Annotated in this window: 20 protein-coding genes; 9 read left to right on the top strand and 11 right to left on the bottom strand. The window is 70.2% G+C overall.

Annotated features, from left to right (window positions below):
• Positions 1 to 10: 10 nt before the first annotated feature.
• From HL658_RS01105 to HL658_RS01090, 4 genes are read left to right on the top strand one after another with little or no spacing between them, the layout of a single operon-like run.
• Positions 11 to 1,288: a cysteine desulfurase gene (locus HL658_RS01105; protein WP_246337226.1), complete on the top strand. Its 1,278-nt coding sequence runs from the start codon at positions 11 to 13 to the stop codon at positions 1,286 to 1,288.
• A complete protein-coding gene (sufU, locus tag HL658_RS01100) occupies positions 1,285 to 1,755 on the top strand; it encodes a Fe-S cluster assembly sulfur transfer protein SufU (RefSeq protein ID WP_180280048.1) in 471 nt (156 codons plus the stop codon). Before HL658_RS01105 ends, sufU begins: the two co-directional genes overlap by 4 nt.
• Positions 1,756 to 1,777: 22 nt before the next feature.
• Positions 1,778 to 2,149 (top strand): SUF system Fe-S cluster assembly protein, encoded by a 372-nt coding sequence (locus HL658_RS01095; protein WP_180280047.1) that lies wholly within the window; start codon positions 1,778 to 1,780, stop codon positions 2,147 to 2,149.
• A gap of 21 nt (positions 2,150 to 2,170) precedes the next feature.
• Complete coding sequence (locus tag HL658_RS01090; RefSeq protein WP_180280046.1) at positions 2,171 to 2,509, top strand: HesB/IscA family protein; 339 nt, start codon at positions 2,171 to 2,173, stop codon at positions 2,507 to 2,509.
• A gap of 60 nt (positions 2,510 to 2,569) precedes the next feature.
• Here the strand turns inward: HL658_RS01090 and HL658_RS01085 are convergent, their stop codons facing one another.
• Positions 2,570 to 3,454, bottom strand: a complete 885-nt coding sequence (locus HL658_RS01085; protein WP_180280045.1) for an NAD(P)-dependent oxidoreductase — start codon at positions 3,452 to 3,454, stop codon at positions 2,570 to 2,572.
• A 219-nt stretch (positions 3,455 to 3,673) separates the two neighbouring features.
• On the opposite strand from HL658_RS01085, the gene HL658_RS01080 reads away from it, so the two are divergent.
• From HL658_RS01080 to HL658_RS01070, 3 genes are all read left to right on the top strand, one after another.
• Positions 3,674 to 3,904 (top strand): SMc00767 family acetate metabolism repressor, encoded by a 231-nt coding sequence (locus tag HL658_RS01080; RefSeq protein WP_180280044.1) that lies wholly within the window; start codon positions 3,674 to 3,676, stop codon positions 3,902 to 3,904.
• A 197-nt stretch (positions 3,905 to 4,101) separates the two neighbouring features.
• Positions 4,102 to 5,613: a pentapeptide repeat-containing protein gene (locus HL658_RS01075; protein ID WP_180280043.1), complete on the top strand. Its 1,512-nt coding sequence runs from the start codon at positions 4,102 to 4,104 to the stop codon at positions 5,611 to 5,613.
• A 93-nt stretch (positions 5,614 to 5,706) separates the two neighbouring features.
• Complete coding sequence (locus tag HL658_RS01070; RefSeq protein ID WP_180280042.1) at positions 5,707 to 6,021, top strand: hypothetical protein; 315 nt, start codon at positions 5,707 to 5,709, stop codon at positions 6,019 to 6,021.
• On the opposite strand, the gene HL658_RS01065 is transcribed toward HL658_RS01070, so the two are convergent.
• From HL658_RS01065 to HL658_RS01020, 10 genes are all read right to left on the bottom strand, one after another.
• On the bottom strand, positions 5,978 to 6,370 hold the full coding sequence (locus tag HL658_RS01065) for a yippee-like protein (RefSeq protein WP_180280041.1): 393 nt from the start codon (positions 6,368 to 6,370) through the stop codon (positions 5,978 to 5,980). The genes HL658_RS01070 and HL658_RS01065 overlap by 44 nt on opposite strands.
• Before the next feature lie 47 nt (positions 6,371 to 6,417).
• Positions 6,418 to 7,431: an SDR family oxidoreductase gene (locus HL658_RS01060; RefSeq protein WP_180280040.1), complete on the bottom strand. Its 1,014-nt coding sequence runs from the start codon at positions 7,429 to 7,431 to the stop codon at positions 6,418 to 6,420.
• Positions 7,432 to 7,493: 62 nt separating this feature from the next.
• Complete coding sequence (locus HL658_RS01055) at positions 7,494 to 8,894, bottom strand: FAD-linked oxidase C-terminal domain-containing protein (protein ID WP_180280039.1); 1,401 nt, start codon at positions 8,892 to 8,894, stop codon at positions 7,494 to 7,496.
• A 131-nt stretch (positions 8,895 to 9,025) separates the two neighbouring features.
• The gene (locus HL658_RS01050; RefSeq protein WP_180280038.1) at positions 9,026 to 12,637 is read right to left on the bottom strand and encodes a hydantoinase B/oxoprolinase family protein; all 3,612 of its coding nucleotides are present in this window, start codon (positions 12,635 to 12,637) and stop codon (positions 9,026 to 9,028) included.
• Between the two features lie 81 nt (positions 12,638 to 12,718).
• Complete coding sequence (locus HL658_RS37935; protein WP_180280037.1) at positions 12,719 to 13,117, bottom strand: helix-turn-helix domain-containing protein; 399 nt, start codon at positions 13,115 to 13,117, stop codon at positions 12,719 to 12,721.
• Between the two features lie 109 nt (positions 13,118 to 13,226).
• Positions 13,227 to 13,607, bottom strand: coding sequence for a response regulator (locus HL658_RS01040; RefSeq protein ID WP_180280036.1), 381 nt, complete (start codon positions 13,605 to 13,607; stop codon positions 13,227 to 13,229).
• Between the two features lie 104 nt (positions 13,608 to 13,711).
• Positions 13,712 to 14,788 carry an HD-GYP domain-containing protein gene (locus HL658_RS01035; RefSeq protein ID WP_246337224.1) on the bottom strand — a complete coding sequence of 359 codons (1,077 nt, stop codon included), beginning with the start codon at positions 14,786 to 14,788 and terminating at the stop codon, positions 13,712 to 13,714.
• Between the two features lie 4 nt (positions 14,789 to 14,792).
• Positions 14,793 to 19,163, bottom strand: coding sequence for an ATP-binding protein (locus tag HL658_RS01030; protein ID WP_180280035.1), 4,371 nt, complete (start codon positions 19,161 to 19,163; stop codon positions 14,793 to 14,795).
• A complete protein-coding gene (locus tag HL658_RS01025) occupies positions 19,160 to 19,663 on the bottom strand; it encodes a putative pterin-binding protein (protein ID WP_180280034.1) in 504 nt (167 codons plus the stop codon). Before HL658_RS01025 ends, HL658_RS01030 begins: the two co-directional genes overlap by 4 nt.
• A 31-nt stretch (positions 19,664 to 19,694) precedes the next feature.
• Entirely contained in the window at positions 19,695 to 20,219 is a 525-nt protein-coding gene (locus HL658_RS01020; protein WP_211109632.1) for a putative pterin-binding protein, read from the bottom strand.
• Positions 20,220 to 20,671: 452 nt separating this feature from the next.
• Here HL658_RS01020 and HL658_RS01015 point away from each other — a divergent pair, with 452 nt between their 5' ends.
• The gene (locus tag HL658_RS01015) at positions 20,672 to 21,289 is read left to right on the top strand and encodes a hypothetical protein (protein ID WP_180280033.1); all 618 of its coding nucleotides are present in this window, start codon (positions 20,672 to 20,674) and stop codon (positions 21,287 to 21,289) included.
• Positions 21,290 to 21,309: 20 nt separating this feature from the next.
• Positions 21,310 to 23,004 carry a methyl-accepting chemotaxis protein gene (locus HL658_RS01005; protein ID WP_246337223.1) on the top strand — a complete coding sequence of 565 codons (1,695 nt, stop codon included), beginning with the start codon at positions 21,310 to 21,312 and terminating at the stop codon, positions 23,002 to 23,004.
• Positions 23,005 to 23,023 lie beyond the last annotated feature (19 nt).

Here is a 23,023-nt window from a genome sequence, read left to right as displayed (position 1 = left end):
GCCTACGCGCATGCCCGACATGATCACCACCGCCACCACGATGGGTACCGCCTTCGACGTCGAGGCCGTGCGCGCCGATTTCCCGATCCTGGCGCGCAGCGTGCACGCAGTGAAAGGACGCCCCGGCAAGCCGCTGGTCTTCCTGGACAGCGCCGCCAGCGCCCAGAAGCCGCGCGCCGTGATCGACGCCATGAGCCGCTTCATGGAGGAGGAATACGCCAACGTGCACCGCGGCGTGCACTACCTCTCCCAGCGCGCGACCGACCGGTTCGAGGAGGCGCGGCGCAAGGTGGCGCGCTTCCTGAACGCGCCCGGCGACCAGTGCATCGTCTTCACCCGCAACGCCACCGAGGCGTTCAACCTGATCGCGTCCAGCTATGGCCGGACCTTTCTGGAGCGCGGTGACGAGGTGGTGGTGTCGGTCATGGAGCACCACGCCAACATCGTGCCGTGGCAGCTTCTCCAGGCCGCCAAGGGCATCGTGATCCGGGTGGTGCCGGTGGGCGAGGACGGGTCCTTCGATCTGGACGCCTACGCCGGGCTGCTGAACGACCGCACCAAGCTGGTGTCGATCACCCACTGCTCCAACGTGCTGGGCACCGTGACCCCGGCGAAGGAGATCGCCCGTCTCGCGCACGAGCGTGGCATCCCCGTGGCGTTCGACGGCAGCCAGGCGGTGGTGCACGGGCCGGTGGACGTGCAGGACATCGACGCCGACTTCTACGCCTTCACCGCGCACAAGCTGTACGGGCCCACGGGCCTGGGCGTGCTGTACGGCAAGCGCGAGATCCTGAAGCGCATGCCCCCCTACCAGGGCGGCGGCGAGATGATCCAGACCGTCAGTTTCGAGGGGACCACCTTCAAGGAGCCGCCGATGCGGTTCGAGGCAGGCACGCCCCCGATCACCGAGACGGTCGGCCTGTCCGCCGCCATCGACTATGTCGAGGCGCTCGGCCGGGAGGCCATCGCCGCGCACGAGCACGACCTGCTGGCGTACGCCACCGAACGCCTCCAGGCCATCGACGGCGTGCGCATCTACGGCACGGCGCCAGGCAAGGGGCCGATCCTGTCCTTCACCGTGGACGGGCTGCACCCGCACGACCTCGGCACCATCGTGGACCAGTACGGCGTCGCCGTGCGCGTCGGGCGCCACTGCGCGGAGCCGCTGATGGACCGCTTCGGCGTCGGTGCGACCGCGCGCGCGTCCTTCGCGCTTTACAACACGCGGGCCGAGGCCGACGCTCTCGCGGAATCGGTGATCGCGGCGAAGGAGTTTTTCGGGGCATGATGGACGACCTGCGCGAGCTCTACCAGGAAGTCATCCTGGACCACGGCAAGAACCCGCGGAATTTCCGCCACCCGGCCGACGCCAACCGCGAGGCGCGCGGCGACAACCCCATGTGCGGCGACAAGCTCTCCGTCTACATGACCTTGAGCGACGACGGGATCATCCAGGATTGCGCCTTCGAGGGGCGCGGCTGCGCCATCTCCACCGCGTCGGCCTCGATGATGACCGAGGTGCTCCGCGGCAAGACGGAGGCCGAGGCCCAGGCGCTGTTCGAGACCTTCCACGACCTCTGCACCAAGGACGACCATCTGCACACCGACCACGGCCCTGTGGATGAAGAGGCCATGGAGAAGCTGATGGTGCTGTCCGGCGTGCGTCAGTTCCCGATGCGCGTCAAATGCGCCACGTTGGCGTGGCACACCATGAACGCGGCCATCAAGGGCGATCAGAAAGCGTCCAGCGAGTGAGCGACGAGAAGGTGAAGACGAGATGCCCGACGACGCGACCCAGTTGACCCGCCAGTTGGCCGGAACGGATGCCCCGGCCTCCGACCGGAAATCCGCGCTGATGGACGAGATCGTCGCGGCGCTGAAGCGCTGCTACGACCCCGAGATCCCCGTGGATATCTGGGAACTCGGCCTGATCTACCGCGTCGATGTGGACGACGACGGTGTGGTGGCGGTGGACATGACACTGACCAGCCCCATGTGCCCGGTGGCCGGCGAACTGCCGGTTCAGGTCGGCAACATGGTGGAGACGGTGGAGGGTGTCACCGCCTGCAAGGTCGAGCTGGTGTGGGAACCGCCCTGGCGCCCGGACATGATGTCCGAAGTCGCCAAGGTCGAACTCGACATGTTCTGATAGCCCAGGAGACGTGGAGCCATGGCCCTCCCAACCGCCATCACCCTGACCGACCGTGCGGCCGAGCGCGTGCGCGCCCTGATGTCGAAGGCGTCCGACGACATGATCGGCATCCGTCTCAGCGTCAAGTCCCGCGGCTGCTCCGGCCTCAGCTACGACGTACAGTACGCCAAGGAGAAGATGAAGTTCGACGAGGTGATCGAGGACAAGGGTGTCACCGTCCTCATCGACCCTGCCGCCGTGATGTTCCTGATCGGCAGCGAGATGGACTATGTCGACGACAAGTTCCAGACCGGCTTCGTCTTCAAGAACCCGAACGAGAAGGGCCGCTGCGGCTGCGGCGAGAGCTTCCACGTGTGAGCCTACCGTCCGGCCGGTCCCGCTCTGTGATGGAGCGGGACCGGCCGGATGCGCCGTTGATCAGGATTTCGCCGCCAGCCGCTTCATCAGGCTCGACGTGTCCAGCCGGTTGCCGCCCATCGCCTGAACGTCGCCGTAGAACTGATCGACCAGCGCCGTGACCGGCAGCAGGGAACCGTTGCGGCGCGCCTCCTCCAGGCAGATCGACAGGTCCTTGCGCATCCAGTCGACCGCGAAGCCGAAGTCGAACTTGTCGTCCAACATGGTGCGGGCGCGGTTTTCCATCTGCCAGGACTGCGCCGCCCCCTTGGAAATCACGTCCACCACCCGGTGGCCGTCGAGCCCGGCCTTCTGCGCGAAGGCCATGCCCTCCGCCAGCGCCTGGACCAGCCCGGCGATGCAGATCTGGTTGACCATCTTGGTGAGCTGCCCGGCCCCGGCGTCGCCCATGCGCACGACCGAGCGGCCGTAGCAGTCCATCAGCGGCTTCACGCGGGCGAACACGTCCTCCGCCCCGCCGACCATGATGGTCAGCACGCCGTTCTCCGCCCCGGCCTGACCGCCGGACACCGGCGCATCGAGGAAATGCAACCCCTTGGCGCGGGCGGCCTCGTCCATCTCGCGGGCGACGCCGGCCGACGCGGTGGTGTGATCGACCAGCACGGCCCCGGCCTTCAGCCCCGACAGCACCGCACCGCCGACCGCGCGCACGTCGTCGTCGTTGCCGACGCACATGAAAACGGCGTCCGCACCGTCGGCCGCCTCCTCCGGCGTGGCCGCCGCGCGTCCGCCATGCTTTTCCACCCAGGCCTTCGCCTTGGCGGCGGTGCGGTTGTAGACGGTGACGTCGTGCCCCTTCGACGCCAGATGCCCCGCCATGGGGAAACCCATGACGCCCAGCCCAAGGAAGGCGACCCTGGATGGCGTGGCGGCGGTATCGGACATGGTGACCCTCCTTCTTGTACCGGACATTCGGCCCAGCGCACCTTACGGGCCGGGCGTGCGGCGATCAAATGCCGCATGGGCGGGCGGGCCATCGGCCGCTCCCGTGAACCCCGACGCTTGTTCCTGCCCGCCGATGTGTTAAGACGTGGGTCGGCCGGCCGCGCCGCAGCGCGGAATCTCACGGTCCGGAGCGCCTCAGAAGAAGGGAAGGAAGCCGCAATGACGAAGGACTCGGGTTTCCAGGACGTGCCCCCCGACGATAAGACGGGCATGAGCACGGACCAGGAAAGCGCCATCCGCATGCTGGCGAACAGCCTGCACCGCCTGAACGAAGCGGTCGTGAAATGCGTGAACGCCGGCGTCACCGTCGAGCTGATGCGCACCGCCCGCTACCACAACGAGTCCGGAAGCTGGGGCGATCAGTTCACCCCGATCATCCGCACGAAGTGACCCGTCACCGGCCGCCATCCGGCGCGCCGCACGGAGCACCCAGCACGACGGCCCGCCGGCCTCCCGGCGGGCCGTTTCGTATTTCATGACAAACCGACACGATTTGCAGCATTTTAGACGTCTGCCGTGAATATCCACTGCGCTATGCTGTTCGACCGAGGGCGAACTTCGCCGGCGTTCGGCAACCGGGGCAATACATGACATCGCGGACCGTGGAGGAGGTGCAGGAGATCAACCGCGAGCTGGTCCTGCACAATCAGTGGCTGACCCGCAAGGGCGGGCGCAAGGCCGACCTGTCCTTCCGCGACCTGTCCGGTATGGAAATCCGCAACATCCGCCTGTCCAGCGCCAAGCTGGTCGGCGCCAATCTGGCCAATGCCAAACTGTCCGGCTGCGACCTTGCCGGTGCCGAGCTGTTCGGTGCGGATCTGGAAGGGGCCGACCTGACCGGCGCCAACCTGATGGGTGCCGATTTCCGGGGCGCCAACCTGCACCGCGCGGTGCTGACGGACTGCGTGCTGCGCGGGGCGGATTTCCGCACCGACCGCGCCACCACCGACACACTGCCCAAGGCCGCGCACAAGGGCCCCACCGTGATGACGGAGGCGCGGCTGGAGCGCGCCGTGCTGTGCGAGGCCAATCTGACCGGCTGCGACCTGTCCGGGGCCGACCTCGACGAGGCGGACCTCACCGGCGCCGATCTGTCGCAGGCGGTGCTGTTGGGGGTGGAACTGTCCGGCGCCGTGCTGTCCAACGTGAAGCTGGGAAACACCGTTCTGGAGCTGTCGCGGCTGTCGGCGGATCAGCAGCAGTATGTGCGCACCCGCGGCGGTGTGGTGGAGCCGGCCTACCGCCCGCTTCCCCCCATCGAGGCGGCGAAGCTTCTCGAATCGCACGAGCGCTGGATCGAGACGAACGGCGCCGACGGGCGCCGTCTGGACCTGGAGTTCCGGCGGATCGAGGGGGCGCTGCTGGCCGCCCGCGACCTGTCGGGCGCGCGGCTGCGCCGCTGCTGCCTGAAGGGCGCCGATCTCGCCCGCGTCCGGCTGGACATGGCCGATCTCTCCTACTGCGACCTCGGCGGGGCCAACCTGGAGCAGGCCAGCCTGCGCGGTGCCAACCTGCGCCGCGCCAACCTGTCCCGCGCCCTGATGGCGTCCTGCTGCCTGGACGCCATGCCGATGGTGGGCGGGCGCGAGTGGCCCACCAATCTGGACGGCGCACTGCTGCACGACGCCGACCTGACCAACGCCAGCTTCGTGTCGGCGGTGCTGCGCAACGCCGACATCGGCGGCAGCATGACCCAGGGCGCCTGCTTCCGCGGCGTGGATCTCGGCACTGTCCGGCGCACCCAGCCGGGCGAAGGCGTCGTCGGCCCGCGGGAACGGCGGCGCATGCGCCGCTTCACCACCCCGGTGCTTCAGGTGAAGACCCAGTTCGGTCAGTTCCCGACCTGCGACTGGTCCTTCGGCGGCCTCAGCCTCGACCTGCGCAAGGGGCGGGTGACCGGCGAGGTGCCGCGCCGCTCCGCCACCGTGACACTGCTGGTGGGGGTGGACGGCCATCCCGGCGGCGACGTTCCGGTGTCGGCCATCCTGTCGGGCGCCAGCACCGACCGCGGTACCATCTCCTTCCGCTTCGTCAAGCTGGAGGACGAACTGAAGGGTACGCTCAATCTGCTGATCCCGCCCCGCTATCGCTTGAAGTAGCCCGCCGTTCCCCGCCGTGATCCGGGAACGGCATGGACGGCGGTGCCGTTGCTGTTCCATCCATTGATGCGAACAGGGAGGAGCCGGCGGGCCATGGCCCAGATCGTGACACACCGCGTGGATCACCTCGCCAACGCCGCCTTCGGCGCCTTGGCGCTGGCCATCGTCGTCGCCACGCTGCATCTCCTCGGCATCGCCCCGGCCGGAAGCCCCACCGGCGGTGCCAAGACCGCCACGATTCCCCCGGCCGCCGGCCAGCTCCACACGCCGGCCGCCACCCCCAAGGAGATGGCCGCGCGCGACGAGAGCGTCGTGCAGGTGCCGGCCGGACGGCTCGGCGTCTCGTGGCAGGTGCCGGCGGCCGTCAGCCGTCCGGCCCCTCCTCCTGCACGACCAGCCGCGCCCTGACCAGCCCGTAGAAGACCGCCGGCTCCAGGCTGCCCTCGTAGCGCCAGCCGAGATGCACACCGCAGGACCGGCACAGCCCGATGGTCCAAGCGTAGCCGCGGAACCAGGTGAACTCGGTGCTGGAGGCTCCGAACTCCGCCACGCCCGGCGCTTCGCGGAAGCAGGCGATGCGGAACACGAGCCCGGCCGGGTTGAACACCGAGCGCTCGTGCGCCCCGTCCATCGCCATCTCCCAGCGGCCGCGCGTGACCAGGACCCGGCAGCGGGCGCACCGGTAGACACGCTCGCGCTCCGCCGCGGCGCTTTCCTTCTCCGGCCGGTCGCTCAGGCGCGGCGCATCACGCGGCACGCATCACCCTCCCGTCATCGAAACCTCCCCACGATAGCATGCCTCGGTCACCGGCGCGCCAGCGCCGCGGCACCGAAGGCAAGGCCGGCGACCAGAGCCGCCCCCGCCCCGGCGATGATGCCGCGCGCCATGGTGCCGCTGAGCCGGCGACCGGACAGAGACTCCTCGTGCACGAAGCGGCCCTTCACCGCGTGCGGCCCGTGCACCGGGGCGAACAGGTTGTCGCGGTAGTCGGCCGGCAGCGGCTCGTCGCCGATCTGGGCGTCGTAGGCCATGCGCGCCATCATCCGGTCCATCAGGGCGGGGGCGACCATCTGGCCCAGAATGGTCTGCACGGTGGTGGCACCCACCCACAGCTCCCGCGGCGCGCGGCGCGCGGCGTCGAGCACGGCGTCGGCCGCCCGCTCCGGCGCCATGATCGCGCCGACCGGCCGCGGCCGCCGGCCGAAACGGGTGCGCGCCCACTGGAACTGCGGCGTGTCCATGGCCGGCAGATGCACCACGCTGACCCGGACCTTGCTGCCGTCGTGCAGCAGCTCGGAGCGCAGGCTGTCGGTGAAGCCGACCATGGCGTGCTTGGCCCCGCAATAGGCGGCCTGAAGCGGGATCCCGCGGAAGGCCAGCGCCGAGCCGACCTGGACGATCGTCCCGCGGTCACGCGGCAGCATCCGCCGCAGGGCGGCGATGGTGCCGTGCACGGTGCCAAGGTAGGTGACCTCCGTCACCCGCCGCAACTCATGCGGCTGGAGCGACCGGATGGGGGAGAAGACGGTCGCCATGGCGTTGTTGACCCACACATCGATGGGGCCGAAACGCTCTTCCACCGCCCAGGCGGCACCGTCCACCGCGCCGAACACCGACACGTCGGTGACCAGCGGCAGCGCCTCGCCCCCCAGTCGCCGCACCTCCCGCGCGGTGTCGTCGAGCGCGTCCGCGTCGCGCGCCAGCAGGGCGACACGCGCTCCCCGCCGGGCGAAGGCGTGGGCGACCGCCCGCCCCACCCCCGCGCTGGCACCGGTGACGACGACGGTCTGGCGATCGGAGGCGGCGGGGGCGGACATGGCGGCGGGCTCCTTGGGTTCGGTCTTCCCTCCTTAACGGACGGAACCGCCCGCCGGTGCCCTTACAGACGCACGACCTTGCCGGGATTCATCAGGTTGTCCGGGTCGAAGGCGCGCTTGAGCTCGCCCATGACGGCGTAGGCGTTGCCGGCCTCCTTCGCCAGGAACTCGATCTTGCCGTAGCCGACGCCGTGCTCCCCGGTGCAGGTGCCGCCCATGGCCAGCGCCCGGTCGACCATCCGGTCGTTGAGCCGCTTGGCCTCGGCCATCTCCTCCGGCCGGTCGGGATCGATGACGTAGACGAGGTGGAAGTTGCCGTCGCCGACATGCCCGACCAGCGGCGCCAGCAGGGTCGATTGGGCCAGATCCCGCTTGGTCTCGATGATGCAATCGGCCAGCCGCGAGATCGGCACGCACACGTCGGTCGGCCAGCCGCGCGAGCCGGGGCGGAGCGCCAGCGCCGCGTAATAGGCGTTGTGCCGCGCCGTCCACAGCGCGTTGCGCTCCTCCGCCCGCGTCGCCCACTGGAAGTCCATCCCGCCGTTCTCGGCGGCCAGGGCCGACACCATCTCCGCCTGCTCCTGCACGCCGGCGGATGTGCCGTGGAACTCGAAGAACAGCGTGGGCGCCTCGGCATAGGACAGTTTGGAGTAGCGGTTGACCGCCCCCATCTGCACCTCGTCCAGCAGCTCGATGCGGGCGACGGGGATGCCGGCCTGGATGGTCTGGATCACGGTGTCCACCGCACCCCGGATGTCCGTGAAGGCGCAGACAGCGGACGAGATCGCCTCCGGAATGCCGTAGAGCCGCAGCGTCACCTCGGTGATGACGCCCAGCGTCCCCTCCGATCCGACGAACAGCCGGGTCAGGTCGTAGCCGGCGGCGGACTTGCGGGCACGGCCGCCGGTGCGGATGATCCGCCCGTCCGCCAGCACCACCGTCAGGCCCAGCACGTTCTCGCGCATGGTGCCGTAGCGCACGGCGTTGGTGCCGCTCGCCCGCGTCGCCGACATGCCGCCGAGCGACGCGTCGGCGCCGGGGTCGATGGGGAAGAACAGGCCGGTGTCGCGCAGATGCTCGTTGAGCTGCTTGCGGGTCACCCCCGCCTGCACCGTCACGTCCAGATCGTCGGTGGAGACGCGCAGCACCTCCTTCATTCCCGACACGTCGATGCAGACGCCACCTGCCAGCGCCCCGACCCCGCCTTCCAGCGAGGTGCCGGTGCCGAAGGGCACGACCGGCAGCTTGTGGCGGGCGCAGACCTTGACGACGGCGCTGACCTCCTCGGTGGACAGCGCGAAGGCCACGGCGTCCGGCGCCTCGACGGCGTGGTAGGACTCGTCCTTGCCGTGCTGCTCGCGCACGGCCGCGGCGGTGCTGAGCCGGTCACCCAGCAGGGCCTTCAACTCGGCGAGCGCCTGCTCGGACATGGCGGCCCGCGGACGGGCGGCGACGGCGGTCATGGTGTTCCCTCCCGGAACTGTCGGTGTGTCACACACCGGTCATACCAGAAGTCCCCACCCTGTGGCATCCCCCCGTGGCGGCGGGCCGGGGGTGCGTCAGCCACGCGGGATGGCGGACACCAGCCGGGCGGTCACGCCTCCCCGTACCCTCCTCCTCCCGGCGTCTCCACGACGATCACGTCGCCGGGCTCCATCGCCGTGCGGTCCTGGGAGGCCAGATCCTCCATGCGACCGTCGGCACGGCGCACCCAGGTGCGGCCGACCATGCCGGGCTCGCCGCCGTGCAGGCCGAAGGGCGGGACGCGGCGGTGGTTGGCGAGGATGGCGGCGGTCATGGGTTCGAGGAAGCGCAGCCGGCGCACCGTGCCGTCGCCGCCGCGCCAGCGCCCCGCCCCGCCGGAGCCGCGGCGGATCGCGAAGCTCTCCAGCAACACGGGGAAGCGCCATTCCAGCACCTCCGGATCGGTCAGGCGGGAGTTGGTCATGTGGGTGTGCACGGCGTCGGTCCCGTCGAAGCCGGGGCCGGCGCCGCTGCCGCCGCAGATCGTCTCGTAATACTGGTAGCGCTGGTTGCCGAAGGTCAGGTTGTTCATGGTCCCCTGGGCCGAGGCCATCACGCCCAGCGCGCCGTAGAGCGCGTCGGTCACGCACTGGCTGGTCTCCACATTGCCGGCGACCACCGCCGCCGGGTAGGCGGGTGATAGCAGGGTGCCTGGCGGGATCACCATGCGGATGGGCTTCAGGCAGCCCTCGTTCATCGGGATCGCGTCGTCCACCAGCGTGCGGAAGACATACAGCACCGCGGCCCGGCACACCGCCGTCGGCGCGTTGAAGTTGCTGGCGAGCTGTGCGCTGGTGCCGGTGAAATCGACGGTGGCGGAACGGTTGTTGGCGTCGATGGAGATGCGCACGCGGATGACGGCGCCGTTGTCCAGCTCCTGCTCGAACGCCCCGTCGGACAGGCGGTCGATGGCGCGGCGGATCTGCTCCTCCGCGTTGTCCTGCACGTGGCGCATGTAGGCGCGCACGGTCTTCAGCCCGAACTGGGCGACCATGCGGCGCAGCTCGGCCGCTCCCTTCTCGTTCGCGGCCACCTGCGCCTTCAGGTCGCCGATGTTCTGCGCCACGTTGCGGGCCGGATAACGGGCGGTGGTGAAGCGGGTGACCACGTCGGCTTCCAGGAAGACGCCGCCCTCCACCAGCGGCACGGCGTCGAACAGCACACCCTCCTCCTCGATGCTGGTGCTGTCGGGCGGCATGGAGCCGGGAGTGATGCCGCCGATGTCGGCGTGGTGGCCGCGCGAGGCGACGTAGAACAGCACTTCGGCCCCGGCCTCGTCCCACACCGGGGTGACGACGGTGATGTCGGGCAGATGGGTGCCGCCGTGGTAGGGATCGTTCAGCATGCACACGTCGCCCGGCCCCATCGCGGCGCCGCGCCGCTCGATGACGGCGCGCACACTTTCGCCCATGGAGCCCAGATGCACCGGCATGTGCGGCGCGTTGGCGATCAGCCCGCCGGCGCTGTCGAAGATGGCGCAGGAGAAGTCCAGCCGCTCCTTGATGTTCACGGAATAGGCGGTCTTCTCCAACGTGAAGCCCATCTGCTCGGCGATCGCCATGAACAGGTTGCCGAACACCTCCAGCATCACCGGATCGGGCGTCTCCGCCGCTACGGTCCCCGCGGCGTGCCGCACCGGCGGCCCGGCCAGCCGGGTCAGCACCAGATGGTCGCGCCGCGTCACCTCGGCCACCCAGCCGGGATCGACCACGGTGGTGCCCGTGCGCTCGGCGATGATGGCGGGGCCGACCACTCGGTTGCCGGGCAGCAACCGGTCGCGGTCGAAGACGGGGGCGTCGTGCTCCTCCCCGCCCGCGTGCATCCGCACGGTGGCGAGGCGGCGCGGCAGGGCGCTGGTGGAGGGATCCGCGTGCTCGGGATCCTCCACCGTGTCGGTGCGCCCCACCACCTCGACCGACACCGCCTCCACCACCAGGGCCCGGCCCGCCATCATGAAGCCGAAGCGGCGGCGGTGCGCCTCCTCGAAGGCGGCGGTCATGGCGGCCACGCTGCCGAACTCCACCACCAGCGCGGCGTCGCTGCCCTCCACCTTCAGGTGTGCCTTGCGCCGTGCCTCGACCCGCGCCGCCGGCACGCCCTGGCGCGCCAGCTCGGCGCGTCCCTCCGCCTCCAGCGTGTCGAGCGCGCGGGCAAGGGCGTCGGCCAGTTCCTCGCCAAGCCGCGCCTCCACCGCCCGCTCGCGCATGGCGATCACGTCGGCCAGCCCGATGCCGTAAGCCGACAACACGCCCGCGTGCGGGTGCAGGAACACCCGCCGGATGCCCAACGCCTCCGCCACCCGGCAGACATGCTGGCCGGCGGCCCCGCCGAAACCGTTCAGCGTGTAGTCCGCCACGTCATGCCCGCGCTGGACGGAGACGGTCTTGATGGCGTTCGCCATGTTCTCCACGGCGATGCGCAGGAATCCCTCCGCCACGTCGGCGGGGCTGCGCACCATGCCGGTGGCGTCCGCCACCTCGGCGGCCAGCACAGTGAACTTGTCGCGCACCACCCCGGCGTCGAGCGGCTCGTCGCCGCCGGGGCCGAAGACGGGCGGGAAGAAGCGGGGCTGGATGCGCCCCAGCATGACGTTGCAGTCGGTGACCGTCAGCGGCCCGCCGCGGCGGTAGCAGGCCGGGCCGGGGTTGGCCCCGGCGCTCTCCGGCCCGACGCGGAAGCGCGCGCCGTCGAAGACGCAGAGCGAGCCGCCGCCGGCCGCCACCGTGTGGATGTGCATCATCGGCGCCTGGAGACGCACCCCGGCCACCACCGTGTCGAAGGCGCGCTCGTACTCCCCGGCGAAGTGCGACACGTCGGTCGAGGTGCCGCCCATGTCGAAGCCGATCACCCGGTCGAAGCCGGCCATGGCCGCGGTGCGCACGGCACCCACCACGCCGCCGGCGGGGCCGGACAGGATGGCGTCCTTGCCCTGGAACAGCCGGGCGTCGGTCAGCCCGCCGTTGGACTGCATGAACATCAGCCGCACGCCGGCCAGATCCTCCGCCACCCGGTCCACATAGCGGCGCAGGATCGGCGACAGGTAGGCGTCGAGCACCGTGGTGTCGCCGCGCGCCACGATCTTCATCAGCGGGCTGACCTGATGGCTGACCGACACCTGCGCGAAGCCGATGGAGCGGGCGAGTGCGGCGACCTGCCGCTCATGCTCGGGAAAGCGGTAGCCGTGCATCAGCACCACGGCGGCGGCGCGGAAGCCGTCCGCCCATGCCTTCTCCAGCCCGATCCGGACGGTGCGCAGGTCCACCGGCTTCAGCACCGTGCCGTCCGCCCGCACCCGCTCCGGCACCTCGACCACGCGGCCGTGCAGAAGCTCCGGCAGGACGATGCGGCGGGCGAAGATGGAGGGTCGCGCCTGATATCCGATGCGGAGCTGGTCGGCGAAGCCCTCCGTGATCAGCAGCACCGTCGGCTCGCCCTTGCGCTCCAGCAGCGCGTTGGTGGCGACCGTGGTGCCCATCTTCACCGACGAGATGGCCTCGGCCGGGATCGGTTCGCCAGGTTCAAGACCCAGGATCCGGCGGATCCCCTCGACCGCCGCGTCCTGGTAGCGCTCCGGATTGTCGGACAGCAGCTTGTGGGTGACGACATGGCCATCGGGCCGGCGGGCGACGATGTCGGTGAAGGTGCCGCCGCGATCGATCCAGAATTGCCACCGCCCGTCCATGCCCCGCCCTCCCCGACCCGCACCGTGGGGTGGCAGTGTGACGGACGCAGCCGCAGGGTCAACCGCCCCGGACGAACCGCGTCATTGCGCCCGCTTCTTCGCCATGCGCTCCAGCGCGTCGTGGCCGATCAGGGCCAGCTTGACCGTCTTGGGAATCGGGCTTGCCCCCGACTCGTAGCGGCGCACCGCCGCCAGCCCGATCCCCAGGGCCTCGGCGAATCCAGGCTGGGTCAGGCCGCGGGCGGTGCGCCAGCGGGCGAGGCGGGCGCCGTCCTGCGCCAGCGCCATGTCCCACAGCACCCCGGCGGCAAGGGCGGAGCCGTCCGGCCACGCCACCAGGACGCCCGCCTCCTCCACCGCGGGCTGGCGGAACAGCGCCTCGTCGACGGGGGCATGCACCGAAACGTCGATGGTGTGATCGACGCCGTCGGCCCAGGTCACGACGACGGCCCGGCCCTCCACGGCCCGGACGGCCGCCACCCTTCGTTCCTTCATCGAGCCCCCGGGCTTCCGTCGTTCCAAGGATGCCGCGATATGGGGCCGGAGTGCCCGCCGCACAACCGCTCGACCGGCTCCCTTGCCGCGGGTTTCAGGCCGAGCCGCCCGACAGCAGCTCGCGGATCGCCTTGATCAGCATGTGCGGGCGATAGGGCTTGGTGATCACGCGGTCCACGCCGAGCTTGTCGAAGGCCATGGTCGTCATGTCCTGCGGCACCCGGTCGCCGATGGCGGACACCACGATCACCTTGATGCCGGGCTGGAGCTGACGGGCGAGCTGGACCACCGAGAAGCCATCGATATCCGGCATCATGATGTCGGTCAGCACCAGATCGACCTCGTGGATGCGCAGATCGCGCATGGCGACGCGGCCGTCCTCCGCGCGGATGACGTCGTGCCCGTCCTGCTCGCAGACAAGAGCGGCGAGTTCCAGCGACGTGATGTCGTCATCGACAACAAGGATCCGTGCCATGCCATGCCAGAAAATGAACCGACACCGAGCGGGGATGTGCGCACACCCGGCCGCGTTGCGTCAACAACTCCGGAACCCGCGACACGCGCATTCTTGCCTGAGGTTCAGGCGAGCTGACTGTGCGCAGGTTCCATCGGATCCTGGTTGGCGGCGTGGATGCGCAGCACATCCTCCCACCGGTTCAGGAAGGCATCGACGCAATCGGGGTCGAACATGGTCCCCCGCCCCGCTTCGAGGAAGCTGCGGGCACGGTCGAGCGACCATGCCTCCTTGTAGGGCCTTGCGCTGGTGAGCGCGTCGAACACGTCGGCGACGGTGACGATCCGGCTTTCCAGCGGGATGTCGGTTCCGGAGAGTCCGCGGGGATAGCCGGTCCCGTCCCACCGTTCGTGGTGGCAATGCGCGATGACGGCGCCGAGCTGCATCAGCGGCACCCGGCTGCCGGACAGGATGGAATGGCCGATGGCGGCGTGCTGCCGCATCAACTGGAACTCGGTCTCGCTCAACCGCCCAGGCTTCAGCAGGATCATGTCGGGAATGCCGATCTTGCCGATGTCGTGCATGGGGGCGGCGATGCGGATGTCGCGGCAACGCTCCCGCCCCAGCCCCAGCCGCTCGGCGATCACCTCCGCGTACTGGGCCATGCGGTCGATGTGCAGGCCCGTCTCCGGATCGCGGAACTCCGCCGCCCGGCACAGGCGCACAATCAGTTCCATCTCGCGGTCGCGGATGTCGGCGGTGGCGCGCGCCACCTCGTCCGCCAGAAGTGCTGCCCGGTCGCGCAGCAGGCGCTGGCTGCGCCGCAGGGCCAGCAGGTTGCGCGCACGCGCCCTGAGTTCCCCGACACGGACCGGCTTCTCGATGAAGTCGGTGGCCCCGCGCTCCAGCGCCTCGACCCTCAGGTCGTCGAAGCGGTTCGCGGTCACCATGACGATGGGGACATCGGCGAAGCGCGGGTCGTCGCGAAGGATGCCGATCATCGTCACGCCGTCCAACTCCGGCATCATGTGGTCGATCAGCATCAGGTCCGGAACGCGGGTGCCGAGCCAGGCGAGCGCCGCCAGCGGGTCGGAGAAACGCACGGACGAGCAGTCATCGAGGCGGTCGATCAGGGCGCCCATCACATCGAGGTTGGTCGGATCGTCATCGACGATCAGCACGCGCATGTCGGTCGTCACCATTTCCTCACGCGACACGGGTCATGGCCCTGCGGGCCTCGGCAAGCTGTTCGGGAAGACCAGCGGCGGTCCGCCGCAGGGCATCCCCATCCTCCTCGGCGATGCCGCGGCGGATCTCCTCGAAGGCGGCGCTCAGTGCGGACAGACCCAGCGCGCCCGACGCGCCTTTCAGCCGGTGGGCGATGCTGTCCGCCTTCTGAAGGGCGGCTTCCGGCGGTTGGTCGCCCTCGCCCAGGCTGGCGAGCAGGTCGGGCACCCGGCGGTCCGCGTCGTTGAAGAAGACCTCGACCATGGAGCGCAGCCGGTCCTGGCCGATCATCTCGATGAGTTCGCGCACCTGCTCGCCGTCCATCACCTTGCCATCCGGCGGCGGGATGTCCGTTGCCGGTTCCGCCGCCGGTTTGGCGTCCGGTTCCGGCGGCGGGATGTCCGCCGCCGGTTCCGCCGCCGGTTTGGCGTCCGGTTCCGGCGGCGGGATGTCCGCCGCCGGTTCCGCCGCCGGTTTGGCGTCCGGTTCCGGCGGCGGGATGTCCGCCGCCGGTTCCGCCGCCGGTTTGGCGTCCGGTTCCGGCGGCGGGGCGACCGAGGCGATGGCCTTCAGCAGCGCCGCGCGCGACACCGGCTTGGCGACGTGGGCGTTCATGCCGGCGGCGAAGCAGCGTTCGACATCGTCGGCCATGGCGTTGGCGGTCATGGCGATGACCGGAACCGCCGCCCGCGGCCCGCCGAGCCGGCGGATCGCCCGCGTGGCCTCCAGCCCGTCCATGTCCGGCATCTGCATGTCCATGAAGACGATGTCGTGCTCACCCGCGGCGACCGCCTCCACCGCCTCCCGCCCGCCGGAGACGACATCGACGCTGTGCCCCAGCATGATGAGCAGTCCCTGCGCGACCTGCTGGTTGATCAGGTTGTCGTCGACCACCAGCATGCGCAGCGACCGCCGCGGGCCGGCGGCGGGCGGCGTTGCCACGGCCGGGCCCGGCTCCGCGACCGGCTCGGGCGCCCGTGCGGCGGGGGCGGCGGCGAGCGGCAGCTCGAACCAGAAGGTGCTGCCCCGGCCGGGGCTGCTGTCCACGCCGATCGCGCCGCCCATCGCCTCGACCAGCCGGCGGCAGATGGCGAGCCCCAGACCGGTGCTGCCGCGCCGTCCGGCGTCACGCCCGACCTGGCTGAAGGGCTGGAACAGCCGGGCCTGTTCGTCCGGCGCGATGCCGATGCCGGTGTCGCGCACCTCGAAGCGGAAGCGGCCGGCGTCACCGGAGCGGTGCAACGAGACCTGTACGTCGCCGGTGTCGGTGTATTTCACGGCGTTGCCGACGAGGTTCGTCAGAACCTGACGGAGACGTCCGGCGTCCGCGTCGACCGCCGGCGGAAGATCGTCGGCGATGCGGCGCACCAGCCGCAGCCCCTTGGCCGCGGCAAGCGGCGCCTGGCAATCCACGACGTTGCCGACCAATGCCCCGAGATCCACCCGCGACGGGCGCAGTGTGATGCCGACCTGCTGCATACGCGCCAGATCGAGGATGTCGTCGATCAGGTCGACCAGCGCCCGCGCCGAATCGCCGATGGCGACCGCACGCTCCCGCTGGTCGGGAGTCAGCCGGCTGTCGAGCAGCAGGTCGACCATGCCGATGACGCCGTTCATCGGGGTGCGGATCTCATGGCTGACGGTGGCGAGGAAGCGCGATTTCGCCTCGTCCGCGGCCTCGGCCCGCTCGCGCGCCGCGACGTTCCCGGCCAGCCGGGCGCCGAGGTCCCGGTTGGCCGCCGCAAGTTCCGCATGCTGGTGACGGGCGGCACGCTCGATGCGCCGCAGGACCGCCAGCAGCAGCCCGTACACGGCCGCGAACACCGGGATCAGGAGCAGGGCGATACGGTCGACCAGCGCCTCCGTCCGGTCCAGCACATCGGTGCGGTCGGTGTAGATTTCGACCACGGCCAGCACCCGTCCGCCATCCATCACCGGGACGTAGCTCGACACCACGTCGCGCCCGAACACCTCGCCATCGAAGCTCTGCATCCAGTCGCGGTGGATGAGCTGCCCGGTCCCGGTGCCGGACAGCGCCATGCGGACGCCGGGATTCGCCGCCTGCGGCTCGCCGATCTGCGCGCTGGTGGTCGAATAGAGCGTCGTGCCGTCCGTATCGTAGACCTTGACCTTCAGAATGTCGGTTCCCGCCACGAAGGCCGCGACGATGGCATCGGCCTGCGCGATCTCCGACCGCCGCCCCGACGTGTCCAGCGCCCCATCCGCAGGCCGGGACAGCAGCGACGCGACGCGCGGCCACACGGTGTTCGCGAAGCTCAGGGCGACCGTCCGGTTGCCGGCCAGAGTCGCCTCCGCCGTCGTCTCGCGCGCGACCTTGCCGATCGCCAGCACCGTCGCCCCATAGACGAGCGCGGTCAGCAGAAGGCCCCCAGCGGCAACGATGATGGCGATGCTGGGCCGTGCCATGCTGGCCTCCATGGGAAGGGCGGTGAGAGCGGGCGGCGGTTCGCCCACGCCGGTCTCCGTGGTCGCCGGCTCGTCCGGGTGGCGCTGCTCCGGTCCGGTCGGCGCCGGCCCCTCGTCCGGGAAGGCCGCGGCGGCGGTCGCGGCGAACAGCGCGACCGCATCGGTCAGGGCTTCGGCGACGAACGGCTTGGTGACGCGGGCGGAAAATCCCATGCGCCGGCACTCGACCGACGTCGGGCCGCCGCTGCCGACCAGCGCGATGAAAGCCGGCAGGGGTGCCGACGCTCCCGGCGGCAGTGTCCCCGCCACGCCGTGACCGCCGCCGTCGAACAGGCCGACATCGGCGAACACGACGTCGAAGTTCCGGGCGGCAAGCGCCGCCGTCAGCGCGTCCCGATCCGGAACCGTCTCCACCCGATGGCCCTTGCGGCGCAACAGCTCCTCGGCCAGCCGGCGTTCCAGGGCTTTCGGCTCGGCCACCAGCACGCTCAGGCCGCCGGCGGGCGGCCGGTCCTGGTCGGATGCCGCCGATTCCGCTCCTTCGGCCGGCTGCAGCGGGAGATCGACGAGGAAGCTGCTTCCCCGCCCCGGCTCGCTCTCCACACCGATCGAGCCGCCCATGACCTGGACGAGCCGCTGTGCGATGGCCAGCCCAAGGCCGGTGCCGCCGTAGCGGCGGGTGCTGGACTGGTCGATCTGGCTGAAGGCGCCGAACAGCCGCTCGCGGTCCTCCGCACGGATGCCGATGCCGGTGTCGCTCACCCCGAAGCGCAGCAGCGGGTGCGCCGGCTCGACGCCCGGAGCCCGCCCGACGGTGATGTCGATCCGCCCCGCATCGGTGAACTTCACGGCGTTGGAGACCAGATTCTCGAGAACCCGCCGCAGCCGCCCCTCGTCGCCGATCACCGTCGTCTCCGCGGTGACGTCGGCCGTCACCGTCAGGGCCAGCCTCTTGTGCCCGGCTTGGTCGCGGAAGGTGTCCGCCACCGACCGGGCGAGAACCGCCGGCACGAAGGGCCCCCGGCTGGCGTGCCCCGACTCACCGTCGATGCGCGAGAAGTCGAGGATGTCGGAGATGATCCGGTCGAGCGCCTCGGCCGAGCGCAGCACCGTGTCCGCGAAGCGGCGCTGCGGCGGATCGAGCGGCGTGTCGAGCAGCAGCCCGGTCATGCCGATCACCCCGTTGAGCGGCGTGCGCAGCTCATGGCTGACGGTCGCAAGGAAGTCCGACTTGGCGCGGTTGGCCGCCTCCGCCGCGTTGCGGGCGCGGTGCAGGCTTTCGGTCAGGTCCTCCAGCGCCCGGCGGGAGCGGGCTTCGCGCAGCAACAGCCGGGTGAGGGCCGCGAAGAGCAGCGCGAAGCTCACCACCAACGCGGTGATCAGCCACTTGAACCCGGCGAAACCCTCCACCAGGTCGCTGCGGTCGGCGACCACCCGGTCGCTGGTGGTGCGCAGAACGTCGAGGATGAAGCGCTGCGCGTCTCGCCCGACGGCTTCGATACCATCGAGCAGGCCGCCCGCGACCGCCGCGGCGAGCCGCGCTTCGTCGCCGACCTCCGGCTCCCACCCCCGCACCGCGGCGTCCACCGCCCGCAGCGCCAGCACCGCGTCCGCACTGTCCTTCACGATCTCGCCCACCTCGCCGCTCTCCAGGGTCGGAAAGCGGCTGAGCAGGATCTCGTACCGGAGCGCCACGTCGTCGGCGGTGTCACGACCGAGGGCGTATCCCATCACCGCACCCTGGAACCGGTACAACTCGGCCTGGAGCTGATAGGCGGCCCAGACCGTGTTCTCGGTCGCCTTGGACGAATGGCGCCGCGCCTCCTCGACGATGGCCAGCAGCCGAACCGCCACCAGGGCGACCAGCGCCAGGGCCACCAGCGCCAGCAGCGCGACGCCGACGTTGAAAAGCGGCCGTCTCATCGGACCTCGATCCGGTTCACCTGCCAGATCGCCTGATAGTAGTGACGGTCGTTGCGCAGCTCGGCGTGATCGTCGAAGGGGAACATCAGCCAGTAAGGACCACGGTCGCGCACCGACAGCGGGCGTCCATCCTGACGCATCGCCAGGATGGCGCCGTAGCGTTCCAGGAGACCCCTCGGCAGCGTCACGCTGTAGCCGTCAAGGGCGGACAGCACGACCTCGCCGCCGCGCGCGCCGAGCGCGGTCAGCAGCGCGTCGAGCCGCGGCCCTTCGAAGCGCGAGGCCGGCACGCTCCAGGGTGTGGCGGTGACGATCGCCGTCACGCCCGCGGCCTCCAGGTCCGACGGTGCCAGGCGCACCTCCGGTCCACGGTCGGTCGCGCCGGTGACGATCAGCATCCCGCGACCCGAAGGCTCCGCGGCCGATGCCGGAATAGGCGCACCCAGCAGGCCGGCGAGAACGGCTGTCAGGGCGAGGACGCTTGCGGGTGTCATGCTCATCGCTTTGGAGCGCTCCCCCCCGGCCGGTCCGTCATTTCACCTCGATGCGGCGGACCTGCCAGACCGAGCGTGTGTAGATCGCCTCGTTCCGGAGCTCCGGAATGCGGTCGAACGGATAGATCACGAACAGCGGCCCCTTGCTGCGGATCGTCAACGCCTCCCCGTTCTGGCGGAAGGCGAGGATCGGGCCGTACTGGCCGGCATCCTCGACCGGCAGTTCGGCGGCGTAGTCGTTGAGCGCCGACACCTTCAACGTCTTCCCGTTGGCGCCGACCTTCGCCAGAAGGCGGCTGAGGAGCACGCCTTCGAATTTCGGCCGCCCTTCGTGCCAGGGGGTGGCGGTTTCGATGGTGGTCACGCCCAGCGCTTCAAGATCCGCACGGGTGAAATCGACACCGCCCGCACGGCCGTCGCCGATCAGGCCCGTCACCGTCAGGATCACCGGTTCCCCCGCCGCGCGTGCCGGGGGCGGTGCGCCCATGGACAGGGCCAACAACAACATGAATCCGGCGAACCACCGGGTAAGTGCGCCGGTCGAGTGTCCCAGGAAGCGCATGGACGCGTCACCTCGCGAGAATGGAAGGCCATGGACCGGTGTCGTCCACGTCGCGCCGGTTTCAGCGCGGTCCAGGATTCAAGCAAGCGGCGCGCCACCCGCGTGCGTTGAGAAACCATTGATTCCTCGCGGAAACGTTCGGTGCCGTTGCGGCCAAATTTCGCATTCTGCAACTGCGGCCTTGCAAAACGGGAAATTCCGGGCGTCCGTGCGGTCCCGAATGGCGAAACGCGGGAGCCCGAAACACCGGCCGGACGAGTGCTGTCGTCGTCGGAGCGACGATCCGGAACCTATACCGGGCCAGCGTCGATTGCCCGCACGCAATCGGTTTCCGATTGCATATCCACCTGCAGGATACTCGATAAAGGAGAACTGGCACCCCGCTTGCACTCATCCCTTCGGCTGGGCCCGCAAGGCAACGCGTCGGCCCACCGGATGCGACGGAGAGAGCCATGAAGCGATTGGAGAAATGGGTCCACCGCGCCTCGCGCGTCGGCGCGGCGTTCGGGCTGGCCCTGTTGCCCGCGGCGGCGGTCGCCGAGGACAGCCCGGCCCTGGCGCTTCTGCCCGAGATGCGGCGGATGCTGGAGAAGCCCGTCGCGATCATCGCGATCCGTGCGCAGAACGAGCGCCATGCCACCATCGATCAGGCCACCATCGACCGGCTCGACAAGCAGTGGCGGGCGGAGACCAAGTCCGGCGACCAGCCGCTCATCGCGCAGCTCATGGGCAGCCCCTTCTCCGCCTACCTGGTCCGCATCAAAGCGGAGAGCCAGGGGCTCTTCTCCGAGGTGTTCGTGACCGACAACGTCGGCCTGAATGTCGGCCAGAGCAGCCTGACCACCGACTATTGGCAGGGTGACGAGGCGAAGTACCAGAAGACCTTCCTGATCGGCCCGGACGCGGTGAACGTGTCCAAGGTCGAGATCGACGGGAAGACCGGCTCCCGCCGCCAGCAGATCGACTTCACGATCCTCGATCCCGACACGCGCAAGCCGATCGGTGCCGCCACCATGGAGGTCGATCTCGACGAACTCGCCCGGCGCACCGCCCACCGGACGGCCGGCTGACACAGGGTGAAGACGAGGACATGACCATGCTGAAACTCATCGACGACCTCCCCATCGGCCGCAAGATGGCCGCGGCCTTCACCCTGATGTTCCTGTGCACCGTGACCATCGCCGCCGTTGCCTACGTCAAGATGGACTCCATACGGTCGCAGGTCATCGCCACCGAGGCGACGTTGCACAGGATCGATCTCGTCGAGACCCTGGCCACCCAGCTGGTGGAGCAGCAGACCGGCGTGCGCGGCTTCCTGATCAGCGGCGATCCGGTCTTTCTCGCCCCCTTCAAGGAGGGCGTGCAGGGGTTGGCCGAAACGTCGGAGAAGCTGCGGGCCTTCGATGACGGCGATGCCGAGTTCCGCCGAGCCACGGAGGCTCTCATCACGCTCGCGGGGCGCTACCGCACCGAGGTCGCGGATCGGCAAATCCGCCTCATGCGGCACCCCGATACGGTGGAGGAGGCCCGCATGCTGGAAGCGGCCGGCCTGGGCAAGCGGATCGTGGATGAAATGCATGCCACCGCCGACCGCCTGGTCGCTGCCGACAAGCACCGCCTGGAACAGCTGATTGTCGAGGAGCAGTCCGCAATCAGGACGGCGTTCCTGGTGATCGAGATCGGGCTGCCCGTCTGCCTCTTGCTGACGGTGGCGCTCGCCGTCCTCGCGACGCGTGGAATCGCCGTGCCGATCAACGGCATGACCGTCCTGATGAAGCGTCTGGCCGGTGGCGACCGGGATGTCACCGTCGATGCGCTGGGGCGCGGCGACGAGATCGGCACGATGGCCGATGCCGTGGAGGTTTTCCGCCGCAACGCCATCGAGGCCGACCGGCTCGCCGCCGAGCAGGCGGCGGAGCACGCGGCGAAAACGCGACGGGCCGAGAACCTGGACGGCCTGCTGCGCCGCTTCCAGGCCGAGGTGACGCGCGCCCTCTCCACCGTCGAGTCCTCCGCCCGCGAGCTGAACGGCACCGCCAGCGCCATGGCGTCGGTCGCCGAGCAGACCCGGAGCCAGGCGTTGGCCTCCGCCACCGCCGCCGAACAGACCACCGCCAATGTGCAGACCGTCGCGACCGCGACCGAGGAGATGTCCGCGACCCTGCAGGAGATCGCCTCGCAGGTCGCCAAGTCCAACGCCATCACCGCCCGCGCCGTGCGCGAGGCGGAGGAGACCGACCGCGAGGTGCGCGGACTGAACGATGCCGCCGCCCGCATCGGCGAGGTGGTCGGCCTGATCAACCAGATCGCGTCGCAGACCAACCTGCTGGCGCTGAACGCCACCATCGAGGCGGCGCGCGCCGGCGAGGCGGGCAAGGGCTTCGCCGTGGTCGCCGGCGAGGTGAAGGGGCTGGCCGGGCAGACCGCCAGGGCCACCGACGACATCGCCGCCCAGGTCAACGCCATGCAGCAGGCGACCAGCGGCGTGGTCGGCGCGATCCGGCGGATCGGCGAAACCATCCTGTCGATCAACGACATCTCGACGGCCATCGCCGCCGCCGTGGAGGAGCAGACGGCCGCGACCCAGGAGATCGCGCGGAACGTCCATGGTGCGGCGCAAGGCACGGAACAGGTGTCGGCGAACGTCGCCCAGGTCAACGCGGCCGCCGGCCGGACCGGAGACGCCGCGCGGCTCGTCCTCGGTGCGGCGGGTCAGCTGTCACGGGAATCGGATGCGTTGCGCGGCGAGGTCGACCGCTTCATGGAAGGGATCCGTGCCGCCTGAGCCCTCAGCCGGCACGCCG

The sequence above is a fragment of the Azospirillum oleiclasticum genome (assembly GCF_013423485.1).
GTDB classification, from domain to species: Bacteria; Pseudomonadota; Alphaproteobacteria; order Azospirillales; family Azospirillaceae; genus Azospirillum; species Azospirillum oleiclasticum.
The sequence above is the reverse complement of the archived record's forward strand: the minus strand, read 5'-3'. Positions and strand labels throughout refer to the sequence as shown.